Genomic DNA, 14,358 nt, shown 5'->3' on the forward strand with positions numbered 1-14,358 from the left:
GGCTGGTGGTCCGGCCTGTGGCGGGACGGTCGCTGATGTGCCTTCGGCCGGCCGGGCCCTGCGGGGCCTACGTTCGCATGAACCCGTGGCTCCGCTCCACTTTCGCCACATGCAGCGTGTAGCTCTCGTACCAATCGACCTGCCCGCGTTTCTGGGCCGCGCGGTGCTCGGCGTTGCGCCGCCACTCCGTGAGGGCGTCGGCGTCGCGGAAGTATCCGACGGTGATGGACAGCCCGCCTGGCGTGTGCGCCTGGTCCATCCCCAGGAACCCAGGGACGCCCTTCACCAGGTCTTCCATGCGGGCGGCGGTCTCGCTGTAACCGCTCTGGTCCTGGGTTCGCACCGCGGTGAAGACCGCCACGTAGTAGGGGGGTTCATGGGCCTCGACGGGCGTGACAGGCGCTTCGGGGTGATCGCTCATGGCGCCACTGTAGGGCAGGATGCGCACCAAGGTGAACCATTTGGTTCAAGGGATGGGTCGCCGCCATCCAAGACGACGGGGAGCGCCCACTGGGGCCCGGACCGGGGAGCCTGTAGCGAGCCCGCTTTGATCACGGCGGAGCGAGCCATCGGCAGGGCCACCGTTCACCCTGATCGGACAATGACCCCTGCCCGCCGGTTATGTGCGCTTGCGCAGGGTCTCGGCACGGTTGGCGATCGCCTCCGCCGCGATGCCGTGCACGGCGGTCGCCTCCTCCATGTCCCCGGTGGTGAGCAGATCCAGTTGCAGCCCACGCCACAGGGCCACGATCTCTTTGGCCAGGAGTCTCGCCGGGCCGTCCGGCAGACCGTCCTTGACCAGGGCCTCGGTCGCGGTGTCCACCCAATCGTGGCCGAAGTGCCGCAGCAACCCCGGTATGCGGTCCGGCTGGTGCACGGCCAGCCCCACGGACTCGAAGAGCAGCCTCAGGTAGGGCAGGTTCTCCTCGCGGCACAGGGCGCGCCAGGTCTCGTCCAGACGCGCCTTCAGCGGAAGGTCCAGGCGCCCGATGTGGCGATCGGCATCCTTCAGCAGCGGATATCGCAGCAATGCCACGTCGAGGGCCTCACGGACCAAATTCTCCTTGGAGCCGAAGTAGTACAGCAACATGCGGTTGTTCGACTCCGCCGCCCGTGAGAGATCACGCAACGTCGCCGCCGCGGACCCTTGCTCCAGCATGTAGTTGACGACCGAGTTCAGCAGCTCCGCCTTGCGCCGGTCGTTCTTGTCCGAAGGAGCATCACCGCCTGCCCCGCCGCTGCCGTCGCCTCCCTGCCCCTGGGTACGTGCGGCCTGGTGAGACCCGTGTTCTTGCTCGTCCACGGTGACCTTCCTCCCTTTCGCCGCGGCGGCACGCCAGAGCGCCTGAAACACGGCCGCCTGCCGGTCCGGGTCGAGCGGAGGGTTGTTCCACGCCGCTAGCACGCGCACGACCGGCTCCAGCTTGGACCATCGCGACAGCCCACTCCCCCGCAGCATCGCAGCGACCTTTTCATGGCTGATCGTGTCGAGGAAGTCACCGTCCATGACCGCGCCGGCGATCCGCCGCACTCCTGGCATTCCAGCACCTTGGTAGAGCCCGTGCAGAGCCTCGACCAGGTCTCGCACCGGGCCGGCGGGCACCTGCTCAAGCCCAGGTGGCGCTATTCCGACCACAGCGTCCACATCCCATCGCCGTCAAGGAACGTCAATATACGCAGCCCCCGTCGGCGCGCCCGCGCTCTTGCCGTGTCAAAAACCGTCAATTAACGTCACGCTACTGAAAAGAGGCGGACGCATCGCAGCGGGCAATCCGGTCTCAGGACCTCATGATATCGGCGCGCCTCGCGCAGGATCACCCGCTCGATGTCGGCCTTCCCCTTTTCCGATTTCGCATCTTTCGCTCCATGAAACCGCTCGCTATAGTGAACCAAATGGTACATGTCCGCGAGGCCGTGCCGCAGTTGGTGGCCGATGGCTTGGCCGAGGGTCGCCACATCCATCAGATCCGGGACGTCGAGCCGTCCGGAGCCAGCATGATGAGCGATCCTGTCCGGTCCGGCGGGCGGCGCGTCGGCGTGGTGTTGTCCGGCGGCAACGTCGGCGCCGACCGGTTCACCGCGTTGATCGGCGCTGCCGCGTGAGGCCGGCCGGGACCGACGCGCGTCGCTACGACGCGGTGCTGTTCGATCTGCTCTCCGCCCTGCTCGACTCGTGGTCGCTGTGGAACGACGTGGCCGGGGACGCCGAGGCCGGCCGACGCTGGCGGGGCGAGTACCTCCGCCTGGCCTACACCGCCGACCGCTACCACCCGTACGAGGACCTCGTCCTCGAAGCGGGTCGCGCCCACGGGATCGGCACCGGCCAGGCCGGGGCGCTGATCACCCGATGGGACGAGCTCGCGCCGTGGCCGGAGGCACCCGGGGTGGTCGCCGAGGTGGCACGCGTCGCGACGGTCGGGGTGGTCACCAACTGCTCCGACGACCTGGGCCGCCGTGCCGCCGCGCGGGTCGGCGTCCCGTTCGACGTCGTGGTCACCGCCGAGGCCGCGGGCGCCTACAAGCCTCGCCCCGAGCCGTACCGGATGGCCCTGGACGCCCTGGGGGTACCCGCCGAACGGGTGCTCTTCGTGGCCGGATCCCGCTACGACATCCCCGGCGCGAGCGGAGTCGGCATGCCCGTGTGGTGGCACAACCGCATCCACATGGACCGTGGCGACCTGCCCGCCCCTCTCGCCGAACACGACTCCCTGACCCCGCTGCTCGCCGATCTCACGCCGCACCCCTGATCGGGGACCGCATCATGACCACAGCCGCTTACGCGGAAGCCCGCTGCCGCCGCCGGTGACCTGGTCCTCGTCCATGGCCGGCTCGGCGGCGTCCTTCGGACCGGACCTGAGCCACGTCGTGAAGGCCATCGCCCTCTTTGCCGAACCCCGCCCCACGCGCTCCTGCGTGGCGGCCTGGAGCATCAGTAAATCGTGGTTGACGAAACCGAGCGCCTTTACATTGTAGATTTCTCGCGTCGTAGATCCCTGACCTGTCGACTGACCTAACCCTGTCCGCGTAGGCCGTAGCCGAGGTAGGGCGGGTGGCTGCGGCGGGCTGTGAGGCGGGTCAGGGCCAGGGTCGTGGCCGCCTCGACCGTTGTGATCTCCTCGCGGCCGGCCCGTTCGAGGATCTCCGCGACGGTCTCCCCCACGCGCCGTACCCTGGCCGTCGCCCGCTGGTCATCGTGGCCGAGGAGTTGTTCCTCCAGGTAGATCAGCCCACCGGCGCTGGCGAGGAAGTCCGGGACGTACCGGATGCCGTGACGGGCCAGGGCGCCGGCCAGGGCGGGAGCGGCGAGGACGTTGTTGGCTCCTCCGGCGATGACGCGGCACCGCAGCCGCGGGAGCGTCTTTTCCGTCACCACCTCGCCCAGCGCGCACGGCGCCAGCACGTCGCAGTCGGAGGCGAGGAGCTCTCCCGCGGGCACCACCTTCGCGCCGTACCGGTCGGCGACCTCGTGCGCCCGCTCGGCGTCCAGGTCCGCGACGATCGTCTCGGCCGACTCGGCGCGCAGCAGGCGGACCAGGTGGGAGCCGACGTTTCCGGTCCCCTGGATCGCGACCTTCACGCCGGCCAGGTCGCCGGAGCCGTACGTGGCCCGCAGCCCGGCGCGGATGGATTCGAGCACCCCCAGCGCGGTGTACGGGGACGGATCACCCCTGTCGCAGACGGGAGCGGTCTCACTGCCGATGACCTCGATGTCGGCCTGCGTGGTGCCGACGTCGTTGACCGGGATGAACCGTCCGCCGAGCGTGGCGATGTACCGGCCATGGGCGCGCAGCAGAGCCTCGCTCTTGTCGTGCGCGGGGTCCGCGATGATGAGGCTCGCGCCGCCGCCGAGGTTGAGCCCGGCGACCGCGGCCTTGAGCGTCATGGCATGCGCCAGGCGCAGACCGTCGGTGACGGCCTGATCTTCGTCGGCGTACGGCCACATGCGCACTCCGCCCAGGGCCGGGCCGAGGGTGGTGTCGTCGATGACGATGATCGAGCGAAGCCCGCTGGCGGGGTCGGCGCCGAAGGCGACCTGCTCGGTGGCGTGCTGTTCGATGCGGTCGAACAGATCCATGTCGATGATCTCCCTTTGGAGGCGGTGTGTCAGTGGTGGGTGGTCGCGGTGGGCACGGGCTCCATGATCTCCTCCTCTCCGACGAATCCCGGGGGGAGCGGTTCGGCCACCATGCCGTCGGAGAGCCTGCTTCGTACGGCCGTTGCCGATGTAGACGTCGGCGCTGACGGCGTCCAAGGCGATAAGGCTCACGGCGCGAGCCTTGGCGCGTTCGGAGGCGTGAGATCAGTTCTCACATCCGGTCAACATAGGAAGAGCAGGTGATATGTGTCCAATGCATCTATTTACGGCATGCCATCAGCTTAAGTTGATGGGTATGGAGGTGGATCAGATCGCGGCCTTCCTGGCCATCGCCCGGGGGGGTGGATTCACCCGGGCGTCCGAGGCCCTGCACGTCTCCCAGCCCGCGATCAGCCGCCGGATCCGCCTGCTCGAACAGGAGTTGGGCGCCCCGCTCTTCGAACGGGTCGGCCGGGGCGTGATGCTCAGCGAGGGAGGGCGGGCGTTCCTGCCGTACGCCGAGATGCTCGTCACCGTGATGCGCGACAGCCTCGACGCGGTCCGCGATCTGCACCACGGACACACCGGAGAGCTGACGCTCGCCTTCGTCGGCACGCTGGCCGGAACGGGCCTGACCAGGCGCCTGCGCGACTACCGGCGCGCGCACCCGGGCGTGCGGCTGCGGATCCGCACGGCGACCAGCGACGGCGTCAGCGACCTGGTCCGCCGCGGCGAGGTCGCACTGGGGCTGCGGTACGACGACGACAGCCATCCCGACCTGCTCTCCACCCGGGCCTACGACGAGCAATTGGTGCCCATCGCCGCACCCGAGCACCCGCTGGCCGCCTCACGGCACCTGACCCGCGGCGAACTGGCGGCACACCCGTGGATCACCTTTCCGCCACGTACCGGTGAGACGCGCGAATCCTATGCCAACGCCCTTCGCGCACTGCTGGGACAGGAAGCGGCCGACACGACCGAGATCGTGCCCATCGACAGCCTGACCGCTCAGATCAGCCTGGTGGAAGCGGGGTTCGGGCTGGCCATGGTGCCGCGCGGCGCCGTCGAGCGGGAACTGAACGCGGGCCGCCTACGCGCCCTCGACGTCGCCGTCTCCCCCTCGACTCCGGTGGTGCTGGTCGAGCGGCGTCGGGGCTTTCAGAGCGGAGCGGTCAAGCCCTGCGGCTCGCCCTGCTGGCCTGTGACGGCGGTTGAGTCTCTCGCTCGAAGTGGCCCGCACACCAAGACCCCGCTCGGAGCGTCCAACGGCGTCTTCTCACGCGGCTCATGGACCTCTCGGCAGCCCCACTGACGCGGCGGTCGCGGGCTGCCTACTTGTCTGGGCTCGCAGTCAGACGGTCTCACCCAACTGTGCGGCCACCTGCTCCAGGCCACTCTTGATGAGCTGCCCGTACTCGTCGTCGCCGAGCGCGCCGATCCCGTCCCGCGCCTGCTGGAGGTGCTCACGGGCGCGGCCGAGATCGCCCAGCTTGCGATAGCACTCACTCAGGTTCAGGTGCAACGACGGATACAGGCCGGCCACCGAAAGCGGCACCCCGGCTTGGGCCACCCGCTCATCAGTGATCAGGCCGACGGCGGCAAGCGCCCGCAGATCCCACACCAGCTCCTGGTGCACGTCATCCTGCACATCGGCCATCGAGTGGGCGAGGACGCACACATGCAGCGGGTCACCCTGCTCGCCGCCGATGTCGTCCCAGATCTGCGCGAACAACTCACGAGCCGCTTCACGCCGGCCCTGGTGGTGATTCAGCTCCACCCCCTGGCCGATCCGGGCCATCGTGGGGTCAGCGGTCATGGGCGGCTCCTTCACCGTCGCAGGCGATCATGGTCAGCCTACTGGCCTTACGTGACTCGAAGCGACCCGAGAGACTGGTGCCGCACCGCCGGTGTTGTTCAGAGGGCCAAGGCTCGCTCGACGGTGCCCGAGTGAAGGTCGACGAGATGCGCGTCAGGAAAGCGAAGGTCCGCCCAGAAGTCGCCAGGCCTCTGCAAGCCCAGCCGCGCCGTCACCCAGACGGTCATCGCCATGCCATGTGTCGCCACTGCGAGCGGACGCCCGCCGGCAAGCGCGAGATGCTCGGCGATCCCGGCGTCGAAGCGCTTGGCGACCTCGGCTCGCGGCTCCCAGTCCGCGTGGTCCGCGCCTTCCACGTACGCGCGCCGCAACTCCCGATAGCCGCCTTCCCCTGGCTCTACGCGGGTGACCTCGTTGAACCGTCGATCACGCGCGACCGCGCCGTCGCCGCCCAGAGTCTGCCATGCCTTCGGTTCGTTGCTGGAGACGAGGCGGGCGTCTTCGGGCAGTCGGGCGACAAGCCGATGGGCCGCCTGCCACCCCTCGGCGCTGAGCGTCCATTCGTGCGGGGGGACGGTCGGACCGTAGGCGGGCATGGCGTGGCGGACCAGGAACAACATGTGACGAACATATCGAGTGGACACCCTCATAACCCGGGGAAAGGTTCTCGGGAGACGTTGAAGACCGGTACGGAGACCCGCTCGCGGCACCATGAGCCGTTCCTTTGCCGAGTGCGGGCCGCCACTTCCCCGGGTGGCCACAACGGCACCCAGTTCTGTCGGTGCTGGGCCGTAGCGTCCACGGTGTCATATCGGGCTGCTCGGTGAAGGGCATGAATGTGGAAGCAGAAGTGCAGGTCGCGTTCGACTGCGCCGATCCCCAGAGGCTGGCCGAGTTCTGGGCGGAGGCGATCCCCGGCTACGCGTTCCCGCCACCACCGGAAGGTCATCTTTCCTGGGAAGGCTGGGCCGAAGGCGAAGGCATTCCCGAAGCCGAACGCAATGTCATGCGCGTGCTGATCGACCAGTGTGGCAAGCGACCCGCCCTCTACTTCCAGCGGGTGCCCGAATCCAAGAGTGCGAAGAACCGGCTGCACCTCGACGTCAAAATATCCGGCGGCCTCTCCGGTGAGGAGCGCGGACAGCGGATCGAGGAGGAGGTGGTTCGCCTGATGAAGCTTGGGGCCACCGTGGTGGAACGACGTAGTCCGCCAGAGCGCTGGGTGGTGATGGCGGACGTCGAGGGCAACGAGTTCTGCGTGGTCTGAGGTCGATTTCGTCTTTTCCTCATCAAGGTCGTGGCACCCGCCGAGGTCCACAAGAGACTTCGGCGAGCGCCAATCCGATTGCGCCGTCGTGGCGGGGTGAGCCGGTTAACCGCCGGTCACGGACCTGAGACGGTCTGGAGGGTACCGCCACCGGCGGAGTAGTTGACCGGGCATGCCGCCACCGACACCGGATACGGAATACGCGTCACCCAAGGACCATAGACCGTACGCCTGCTTCCGTTTTCCCGTACGCAGTAGGCGACGGCGCGGTATCCGTCGACGCCGGGATAGGAAATCGTGCCGCACTTTCCCTGCCAGCCATCGTAGCCATTCCACTGCCCGCTCCAGCAACCGGACGGTGCGGCTTGGGCGGCAGTCGCGGGCAGCGCCAGCGTCGCCGAGACCCCCAGCGCCGCGATGGCCAGCACGCGTAACGCACTTGAACGTATCCGCATCTTTTGTCCTCTCTCGATTTCGTCCCGTCCATCGACGGTTCTTTCGCGGCATGCGCCATTCCGGTACCTGGTGTCAATGCCATTCGGCATCGCCTCGAGTGCCCGGAACGGAATGTCCCGCCGGCCCTTTCTGCCTGACGCCCCGACTAGGCGTACGTCCACCGCTGGTCGGCGTACTGCGGCAGGCACGTGTAGTGCACGACGGGCGCGTCGTTCGCCGCGCCGCGCACCAGCAGGCACATACCGGAGGAGACCAGCCGGAGCATGCCGGCCTGGGGGTCGCCGACCTGCCAGAACTGGTCGTTGTACTGCGACGAGCACGTGTACTGGACGGCCGGGCCGCCGGCGGTCGAGCCCCGCGCGATCAGGCACTTCTGGCTGTTCTGGTTGCGGAGCCGATACCAGCCCCACCCGGCGTGCTCGAAGCGCCACAACTGGTCGGCGTACTGCGGCAGGCAGGTGTACTGCACCGCGGCGGCGTTGTCGGCGGTGCCCCGGACGATCACGCACTTGCCGCTGCTCTGGTTGCGCACCAGCCCGTACGGCGTCGCCGTCTGGTGCCACACCACCTCGCTACGGAACATCCGGTGGTCGGAGCACACATGGTCGTCGCAGTTGCCGGCGTCGATCATCTGCACGTTGTCGTACTCGAAACTGAAGTGCGCGCGGCTGACGAACGTGTAGTCGATCTTTCCTTGGGCGTGGCTGGGCGCGCCGCCCTGCACCGGGCCCTCGCACACCACCTCGGTGCAGTAGTGGTGCATGTCGGTCTCCCAGAACCGCCCCGTCGTGCCCGCGGCGGGCGCGTACAGCGTGTTGAGCGCCGGGTTCCCTGGGAGCAGGTTCAGGTCGCCCATGAGGATGAACGGCGCCACCGCCGCCTCCGGACCGAACACCCGGGCCAGCTCTCTGGCCTCGGCCTCGGGCCCGGCGTACGGGTTGGCCGCCCCGTCCTCCTTCGGCGTGAGGTGCGTCGAGCACACCTTCACCAGCTCGTCCGGGATGCCGAACCACGCCGACAGGCACGCGACGCTGCGTTGCTCGGTCACGGTCGGCTGGTCCCGCTCCTCCAGCCTGTGGTCGGTGGTGAACATGTAGCCCTTGGTGCTCCGCACCTCGCCCCGGACGAGCACCGCGTTGCCCGCCTCGTTGCGGGTGTCGGGCGGCACGATGCAGTCGGGCACGATCGTCCTGGACTCCTGGAAGTACCCCTGCATCGGATAGCCGATCTCGTCCAGTTGGATGAGCAGGTGGGCGTACTGCCGGTCGCACACCTCGTTCAGCGAGATGACGTCGGGCCGGCGCTCCTGCACCTCTCTGATGATCCTGCCGATGATCGGGTATCTTCCGTCGTTCTTCGCCGCGCCCGCCATGTTGAAGTGCAGGATCTTGAGGGTCAGCCGCTGCGGCGCCGACAGCGCGAGCGAGCCCAGCGCGGACTCGCCCGACGCGCCAGGCTGTGGCAACAGGACGGCGAGCAGGGTCAGCACGATCGCCGCCGCGACGCCCCGCACGCGCCGGACTGGGGTCCATGACGATGACATGCGTACTCCCTCACGGGTTGCCGGTGGCACTGAAGAATTCTTCAACGATGGTCAGGGGGGCCAACCGGCCGCGGCGGTTGCTCTGAGCAGACTCTTCATGAGAGCTCCTACTCGACCGGAATCCATTAACCTGAGTTTGCTACATGGCGCTGAGCATAAGCTGACGTATATCTCACGTCAACTGACATGTATAGAATTTCCTGATACGGAACACAACAGCTCATACGTACGGGTGCCGGCGTCATGGAGTGGAGCCGCGCGAGTCGGCAAGAGCGAGGCACGGCCGCACACGTCCGAAGCACACCCCCTGCGGACAGACGTCACCCTACGAAGGCTGCGCAGCAGCCCATGCCCCGGATCAACGTCCGGCCGCCCAAAACATCACATGACCTCGTCGACCTTGTTGACGTGGCGAGAAGGTCCCTCTTCGCGCGGATGCTTGTCCCGCTGCGGCAGACGTGCCCGGTCCTCGGCCCAGGCCCGCAGGCCGCCCTTGCGTGGGAACCGGATGTCGGTGGCATCCGGATCTGCAGCGAGTCACGCCCTTTCGCCGACTCCTGCGAGCGTGCCCGACAACAACGCCGGAGCCGGCCTGACATCGACCCACGTGGCATACCTCGTCCGGCCAGTGCGGAGCCGCGTCGGCGGCGGCTGAGCCAAGATTGACGGGATCCCGTCCGATCATCTGGATCGGACGGGAGCTCGCGTTTTCGGAGGTCTTCGGATCGTTGAGCGGGTCGGTTCTGGCTCGGGTGGCCTTCGGGTTCTGGGCCTCAGGTGGGGCGCTTGGCCATGACGACCAGGCCTGGGCCGGTTTGCTCGTCTGCGGGGAGGCGGAGTTCGGCGACCGGGCGGAGTCCCGCCTCTTCGATCAGGTCCACGAGCTGTTCCGGCCGCCACTTGTGCGTCGTCCAGCGAACCGGTACGCCTCCGTAGGCCTCGGTGCGCACCGCGTCTTCGTCGCCGACGTGTGTCGCGGTGATGAGATGTCCGCCCGGCTTCAGGGCGCGCGCGAACATGGCGAGAACCTGAGGAAGGATGTCGCGAGGGAGGTTGAACAGTGACCACCACCCGAGCACGCCGCCAAGGGACGCTTCGCCAAGGTCGAGGTCGGTGGCAGAGGCGACGCTGAAGCGGCATTGCGGATGCAGGCGGCGCGCGTTCTCGATCATGCGAGGAGACAGATCCACCCCGGACACGTCGAGTCCGCGTTCGGCGAGGTAGGCGGTCACCGTCCCGGGTCCGCAGCCGACGTCGAGGACCGGCCCGAGCTCGCCCACGGTGTCGGCGAAGGCATCGATCGATGCCTTGAGCCATGGGTGGCGACGGATGTCGCCGATTCCCGTCGTCAGCACCATGTGGGCGTAGTTGTCAGCCACCCGGTCATAGGACTCACGGACCGTGTCGAGATCGGCTGGGCGGTCGATATGGTGTGCAGGCATCAGCCAACCATAGGACACGATCTTGGTTCTGGCGGTCCGGCCGTTGGCGCTGGTCATGTCCGGAAGCGGGGGAAGAGGTCGGGTCTGGTGACGGCCACGTCCACGTGGTGGATCTCCAGGCGGCGGTGGGCGATCCGCCACCCCCGCTCGGTCCGTTCGAGGTCGTCGTGGAAGACGCCCGCGGCCCTGCACCCGAGCCGCTGAAACCTCGGGCGGGCCGTCCCGCGACATCGAAGCCTGCGCGGTCACGTGCCATCGCGGGCATGGCTCAGATCTTCACTGCTGACGGCCGGTCACAGGCGGGCGGTCCACTCGTCGCTCGTCAGGACGTCAGCGCCCCTGGCCGGGAAGACGCGGTTGATCAGGAAGTCGTGCACGTCCGGCTCCCCGTCGGCGCAGGCGTCGCTGAGCACGGTCACGTGGTAGTCGCGGTCGGAGGCGTCGTAGAGGGTGGCGGCGACCATCGCCCCGGTCGCGACACCGGTCAGCACGATCGAGTCGATGTGCTGGGCGCGCAGGAGCCGATCGAGGTCGGTCGCCGCGAAGGCACTCGCGCGGCGCTTGAGGACGACGGCCTCACCCGGCAGCGGCTCGATGCGCGAGTGCACGAGCGTCTCAGGGGATTCCTCGTGGAACAGCGTCCCCGCCCCGTGCAGAGTCCTGATCAACTGGTTTCCCGCCGCCACGTCAAGGCCCGAGGTCCGCAGCCCGAAACGGATGAAGATCACCGGGATTCCGGCGGCTCTGGCCGCGGGGAGAACCTTTTCCACGACGGGGATCACGCCGGCGGCGAAAGGATAGTTGTCCACGATGCCCGCCTGCAGGTCGCCGACGATGAGCGCGGTGGTGGTCATACGGCTCCTTGTCTGTACGGCGCGCCACCGGCCGTCCTCACGGTCCTGTCCGTGGCGCTGCTGTCGTCGATCTGGTACGACGATAGTGGGACTGATTCGCGTGAGGACCATCGGCCGCGGCGCAGGCCCAAGACGATCCAGGGCCGCGGGGCGGCGATCGTGCCGGCGGCCGGCGCCAGGGCGGGCCGATAGGATCATCCGGTGAGATTGACGCATTTCGGGCACGCTTGCGTACGCATCCAGGACGGCGATCGGGTGCTGGTGATCGATCCGGGCACCTTCTCCGACGCGGAGGCGGCGTTGTCCGGAGCCACGGCCGTGCTCATCTCCCACGAGCACCCCGACCACGTCGACGTCGAAGCGCTCAGGGCCGCCCGGGCGAGCAATCCCGCATTGACCGTTCACACCCATGCGGCACTGGCGACCGAGCTCGGCGAGGGAGCGGCCGCGGTCGCCTCGGGCGAGACCTTCACCGCCGCCGGCTTCACCGTGAAGGCCGTGGGCGGCATGCACGCCGAGGTCATCGACGGACTGCCCGGCTGCCCGAACCTCGGGTTCATCGTGGACGGCCTCTACCACCCGGGCGACTCCCTGTTCGTCCCCACCGACGAGATCGACACCCTGCTCGTCCCGGCGGCCGGGCCGTGGTTGAAGATCGGCGAGGCCATCACCTTCGTCCGAGACGTCCGGCCGGCCCGCGCGTTCCCGATCCATGACATCCAGCTCAGCCAGATCGGTCTGGAGTACTTCGACGCGTGGCTGGAGGAGGAGACCGACTACGCCCGCATCCCGGTGGGCGATTCCGTCGATCTCCAGCCTGCGGTGACCAACCCGTCGCCAGGCGGCGAGGGAGGCTGCCCGGGCCCGAGGCTCGCCGTCGGCTGATTCGCTCCGCGTGACGAACGACTCGGGATTGTCGGAAAGGGTGCTCTATAGCCACCGACCTGCGATCTCACGATGTGCTCACGCTGCGTGCGCGACTCTGATGCCGCGTTTCGCGACGATCGCGAAACGTCAGCGTCTCCAGGAGGAGCAGCATGCATTCTCGCAAGGTGATCGCCACACTCGCCCTGGCCGGAGGTCTGGTGGCGCCGATGGCGTTGACCGCGGCCCCGGCGGCCGCCATGGCCGGCTCGTGTCGCGTGGAACTGTTCCACATCGACGCCGGAAACGTGGCCGACCGGGACGGCCAGGACGAGCTCCGCTTCCTGGTCGATGGGAACCTGTTCCCCAGGATCAACGCCAACAACTTCGGCATGAACGCCGGGGACGACGGGGATCCCGGCGACTTCGAGGACCCGACCTCGATCATCGTGAACACCCAGAACGTGGACTTCGGCCTGCGCGAGACCGACGGCCCGGTTTGGGGACAGGGCGACCTGCTCGGCACCGTGACCGGCCTCGGCAGCACGTGCGCCGGGCTCGCCACGGGCGCCACCAGGACCATCACGAGGACCCTCACCGGGACCGAGCAGACGGCGTACTCGTACGTGGTCAGCCTTGAAATGACCGCTCTGTAACCGACCGGATCCCGGTCGGGCCCGCCGGCGCCGCGAGCGGCGGCGGGCGACGCGGAGGGCCTCGTGTCCGGCGTTGGGGCCCGTAGAGGTGCGGGTCAGAGCATGTTCTTGATCGGCTGGGGTGTCTCCGGCACCGGCTGGGCGAGGATCTCGGTCGCCTCCCGTGGCGTGAGCAGGCGGGCGTCGCACAGGAGGCGGACGGACTCCGCCCACTGTTCCCGCGCTTCGCCGTGCCGCCCGAGGTCGTGCAGGGCGGTGCCGAACCACCAGCGGGACACGGCTTCCTTCAGCCGGTAGCCCGACTCCCCGAGCAACCGCACGGCCGTAGTGTAGCTCTCCACCGCCTCGGTCAGCCGGCCCGCGTGGCGGCAGGCGTCGCCCAGCGAACCGTGGGGGGTGCCCACGTCGGTACGCGGGCCCGTCGTCGGCCACAACTCCACCAACTGGCGCGCTTCCGCGATCGCCTCGTCGTAGCGCCCCTGACGGTAGTAGACGTGCACCCGGTTGTTGCGGACCACGACCGATCCCACAGGGCGTTCGGCCGCGTCGATGAGCATGAAAGCGGACTCCAGATAGGCGAGCGCCTCGTCGAGACGACCCATGACCGTGTGGATGACGCCGAGGTTGTTGAGGGCTCCGGCTTTCCTTCGGGGTAGTTCGGCGCGGTCCCAGTCGGTGAGAGCCGTCTTCAGTTCGGCGATCGCGACGTCGTGGCGGCCCTGGTCCCGGTAGACCCAGCCCAGGAAGCTGCGGAGCTGGGCCTTGTCCTCCCACGCTCCGATGCGGTCGGCGACCTCGATGGCGTGCGTGTAGATGTCGGCCAGTTGGGTGTGCCAGCCCTGGTAGCAGAAGGGCCAGTGGAGGCCGATGACCAGCCCGACGGCGGTCGCCGGATCGGGCCCGGCCAGCGCCTGCTGCGCGGCGGCGAGCAGGTTTTCCCGCTCCTCCTGGATCCATCGTTCCGCCTCGGCCGGATCCTCGAAGGAGTTGTCGGGCAGTTCGACGGGGCAGCGTGGGAGGGCATCGCGGCCCAGCATGGGGCTGGCCATCCAGAGGGTGGTCAGATAGTGGTGGAGCGCGCGTCGTATGGCAGCGGCGCGTTCTTCTTCTGGCAGGTCCTGGTGTGCGCGTTCGCGGGCGTAGAGGCCGACCAGGTCGTGGAAGCGGTAGCGGTCGCGCCCGGCGGTTTCGAGAAGGCGGGCGTGCTGGAGACGTTCCAGGGCGGCTTCGGCGCGGTGGTGGGGCCAGCCGGTCAGGGCGGCGGTGGCGGCCGGGGTGTGCGCGGGCAGGTCGAGCAGGCCGAGCAGGGGCAGCAGGTGGGCGGCGTCGCGGCCGGCGGGCTCTTCGCGCAGGTGGTGGTGGCTGACCGCGATGCTGGCGCGGAT

The 14,358-nt window shown here is 68.5% G+C and carries 16 protein-coding genes; 6 read left to right on the forward strand and 10 right to left on the reverse strand.

What is annotated here, in order from left to right:
- Positions 1-67: 67 nt before the first annotated feature.
- Together AB0I15_RS62805 and AB0I15_RS62810 are read right to left on the reverse strand one after the other, a co-directional pair.
- Positions 68-421, reverse strand: coding sequence for an antibiotic biosynthesis monooxygenase (locus AB0I15_RS62805; protein WP_358119149.1), 354 nt, complete (start codon positions 419-421; stop codon positions 68-70).
- Positions 422-619: 198 nt separating this feature from the next.
- Positions 620-1,531, reverse strand: a complete 912-nt coding sequence (locus AB0I15_RS62810; protein ID WP_358119151.1) for a TetR/AcrR family transcriptional regulator — start codon at positions 1,529-1,531, stop codon at positions 620-622.
- 335 nt (positions 1,532-1,866) lie between these two features.
- Here AB0I15_RS62810 and AB0I15_RS62815 point away from each other — a divergent pair, with 335 nt between their 5' ends.
- The gene (locus AB0I15_RS62815; RefSeq protein WP_358119153.1) at positions 1,867-2,103 is read left to right on the forward strand and encodes a hypothetical protein; all 237 of its coding nucleotides are present in this window, start codon (positions 1,867-1,869) and stop codon (positions 2,101-2,103) included.
- Positions 2,100-2,747, forward strand: coding sequence for an HAD-IA family hydrolase (locus tag AB0I15_RS62820; protein ID WP_358119155.1), 648 nt, complete (start codon positions 2,100-2,102; stop codon positions 2,745-2,747). Before AB0I15_RS62815 ends, AB0I15_RS62820 begins: the two co-directional genes overlap by 4 nt.
- A gap of 263 nt (positions 2,748-3,010) precedes the next feature.
- On the opposite strand, the gene AB0I15_RS62825 is transcribed toward AB0I15_RS62820, so the two are convergent.
- Complete coding sequence (locus AB0I15_RS62825) at positions 3,011-4,075, reverse strand: Glu/Leu/Phe/Val dehydrogenase dimerization domain-containing protein (RefSeq protein ID WP_358119156.1); 1,065 nt, start codon at positions 4,073-4,075, stop codon at positions 3,011-3,013.
- Between the two features lie 316 nt (positions 4,076-4,391).
- Here AB0I15_RS62825 and AB0I15_RS62830 point away from each other — a divergent pair, with 316 nt between their 5' ends.
- The gene (locus tag AB0I15_RS62830) at positions 4,392-5,387 is read left to right on the forward strand and encodes a LysR family transcriptional regulator (protein WP_358119157.1); all 996 of its coding nucleotides are present in this window, start codon (positions 4,392-4,394) and stop codon (positions 5,385-5,387) included.
- A 39-nt stretch (positions 5,388-5,426) separates the two neighbouring features.
- Here the strand turns inward: AB0I15_RS62830 and AB0I15_RS62835 are convergent, their stop codons facing one another.
- Both AB0I15_RS62835 and AB0I15_RS62840 read right to left on the reverse strand, forming a co-directional pair.
- Positions 5,427-5,891: a hypothetical protein gene (locus AB0I15_RS62835; RefSeq protein ID WP_358119159.1), complete on the reverse strand. Its 465-nt coding sequence runs from the start codon at positions 5,889-5,891 to the stop codon at positions 5,427-5,429.
- Between the two features lie 98 nt (positions 5,892-5,989).
- Positions 5,990-6,511 (reverse strand): phosphoglycerate mutase family protein, encoded by a 522-nt coding sequence (locus AB0I15_RS62840; RefSeq protein WP_358119161.1) that lies wholly within the window; start codon positions 6,509-6,511, stop codon positions 5,990-5,992.
- A 212-nt stretch (positions 6,512-6,723) separates the two neighbouring features.
- On the opposite strand from AB0I15_RS62840, the gene AB0I15_RS62845 reads away from it, so the two are divergent.
- The gene (locus tag AB0I15_RS62845) at positions 6,724-7,158 is read left to right on the forward strand and encodes a VOC family protein (RefSeq protein WP_358119164.1); all 435 of its coding nucleotides are present in this window, start codon (positions 6,724-6,726) and stop codon (positions 7,156-7,158) included.
- A gap of 116 nt (positions 7,159-7,274) precedes the next feature.
- On the opposite strand, the gene AB0I15_RS62850 is transcribed toward AB0I15_RS62845, so the two are convergent.
- The 4 genes from AB0I15_RS62850 to AB0I15_RS62865 form a co-directional block, all read right to left on the reverse strand.
- Positions 7,275-7,586, reverse strand: coding sequence for a hypothetical protein (locus AB0I15_RS62850; RefSeq protein ID WP_358119167.1), 312 nt, complete (start codon positions 7,584-7,586; stop codon positions 7,275-7,277).
- Positions 7,587-7,759: 173 nt separating this feature from the next.
- A complete protein-coding gene (locus AB0I15_RS62855) occupies positions 7,760-9,157 on the reverse strand; it encodes a ricin-type beta-trefoil lectin domain protein (protein WP_358119170.1) in 1,398 nt (465 codons plus the stop codon).
- 773 nt (positions 9,158-9,930) lie between these two features.
- A complete protein-coding gene (locus AB0I15_RS62860) occupies positions 9,931-10,656 on the reverse strand; it encodes a class I SAM-dependent methyltransferase (protein WP_358119172.1) in 726 nt (241 codons plus the stop codon).
- Between the two features lie 236 nt (positions 10,657-10,892).
- Positions 10,893-11,453 (reverse strand): cysteine hydrolase, encoded by a 561-nt coding sequence (locus AB0I15_RS62865; protein ID WP_358119175.1) that lies wholly within the window; start codon positions 11,451-11,453, stop codon positions 10,893-10,895.
- Between the two features lie 201 nt (positions 11,454-11,654).
- Between AB0I15_RS62865 and AB0I15_RS62870 the strand changes: the two genes are divergently transcribed.
- Positions 11,655-12,338, forward strand: coding sequence for an MBL fold metallo-hydrolase (locus tag AB0I15_RS62870; RefSeq protein WP_358119178.1), 684 nt, complete (start codon positions 11,655-11,657; stop codon positions 12,336-12,338).
- Positions 12,339-12,490: 152 nt separating this feature from the next.
- On the forward strand, positions 12,491-12,973 hold the full coding sequence (locus AB0I15_RS62875; RefSeq protein WP_358119180.1) for a hypothetical protein: 483 nt from the start codon (positions 12,491-12,493) through the stop codon (positions 12,971-12,973).
- A gap of 95 nt (positions 12,974-13,068) precedes the next feature.
- On the opposite strand, the gene AB0I15_RS62880 is transcribed toward AB0I15_RS62875, so the two are convergent.
- Positions 13,069-14,358 (reverse strand): tetratricopeptide repeat protein (locus AB0I15_RS62880; RefSeq protein ID WP_358119182.1); only part of this gene is annotated, 1,290 nt, incomplete at its 5' end.

Source organism: Nonomuraea sp. NPDC050643 (assembly GCF_040654715.1).
GTDB lineage: Bacteria > Actinomycetota > Actinomycetes > Streptosporangiales > Streptosporangiaceae > Nonomuraea.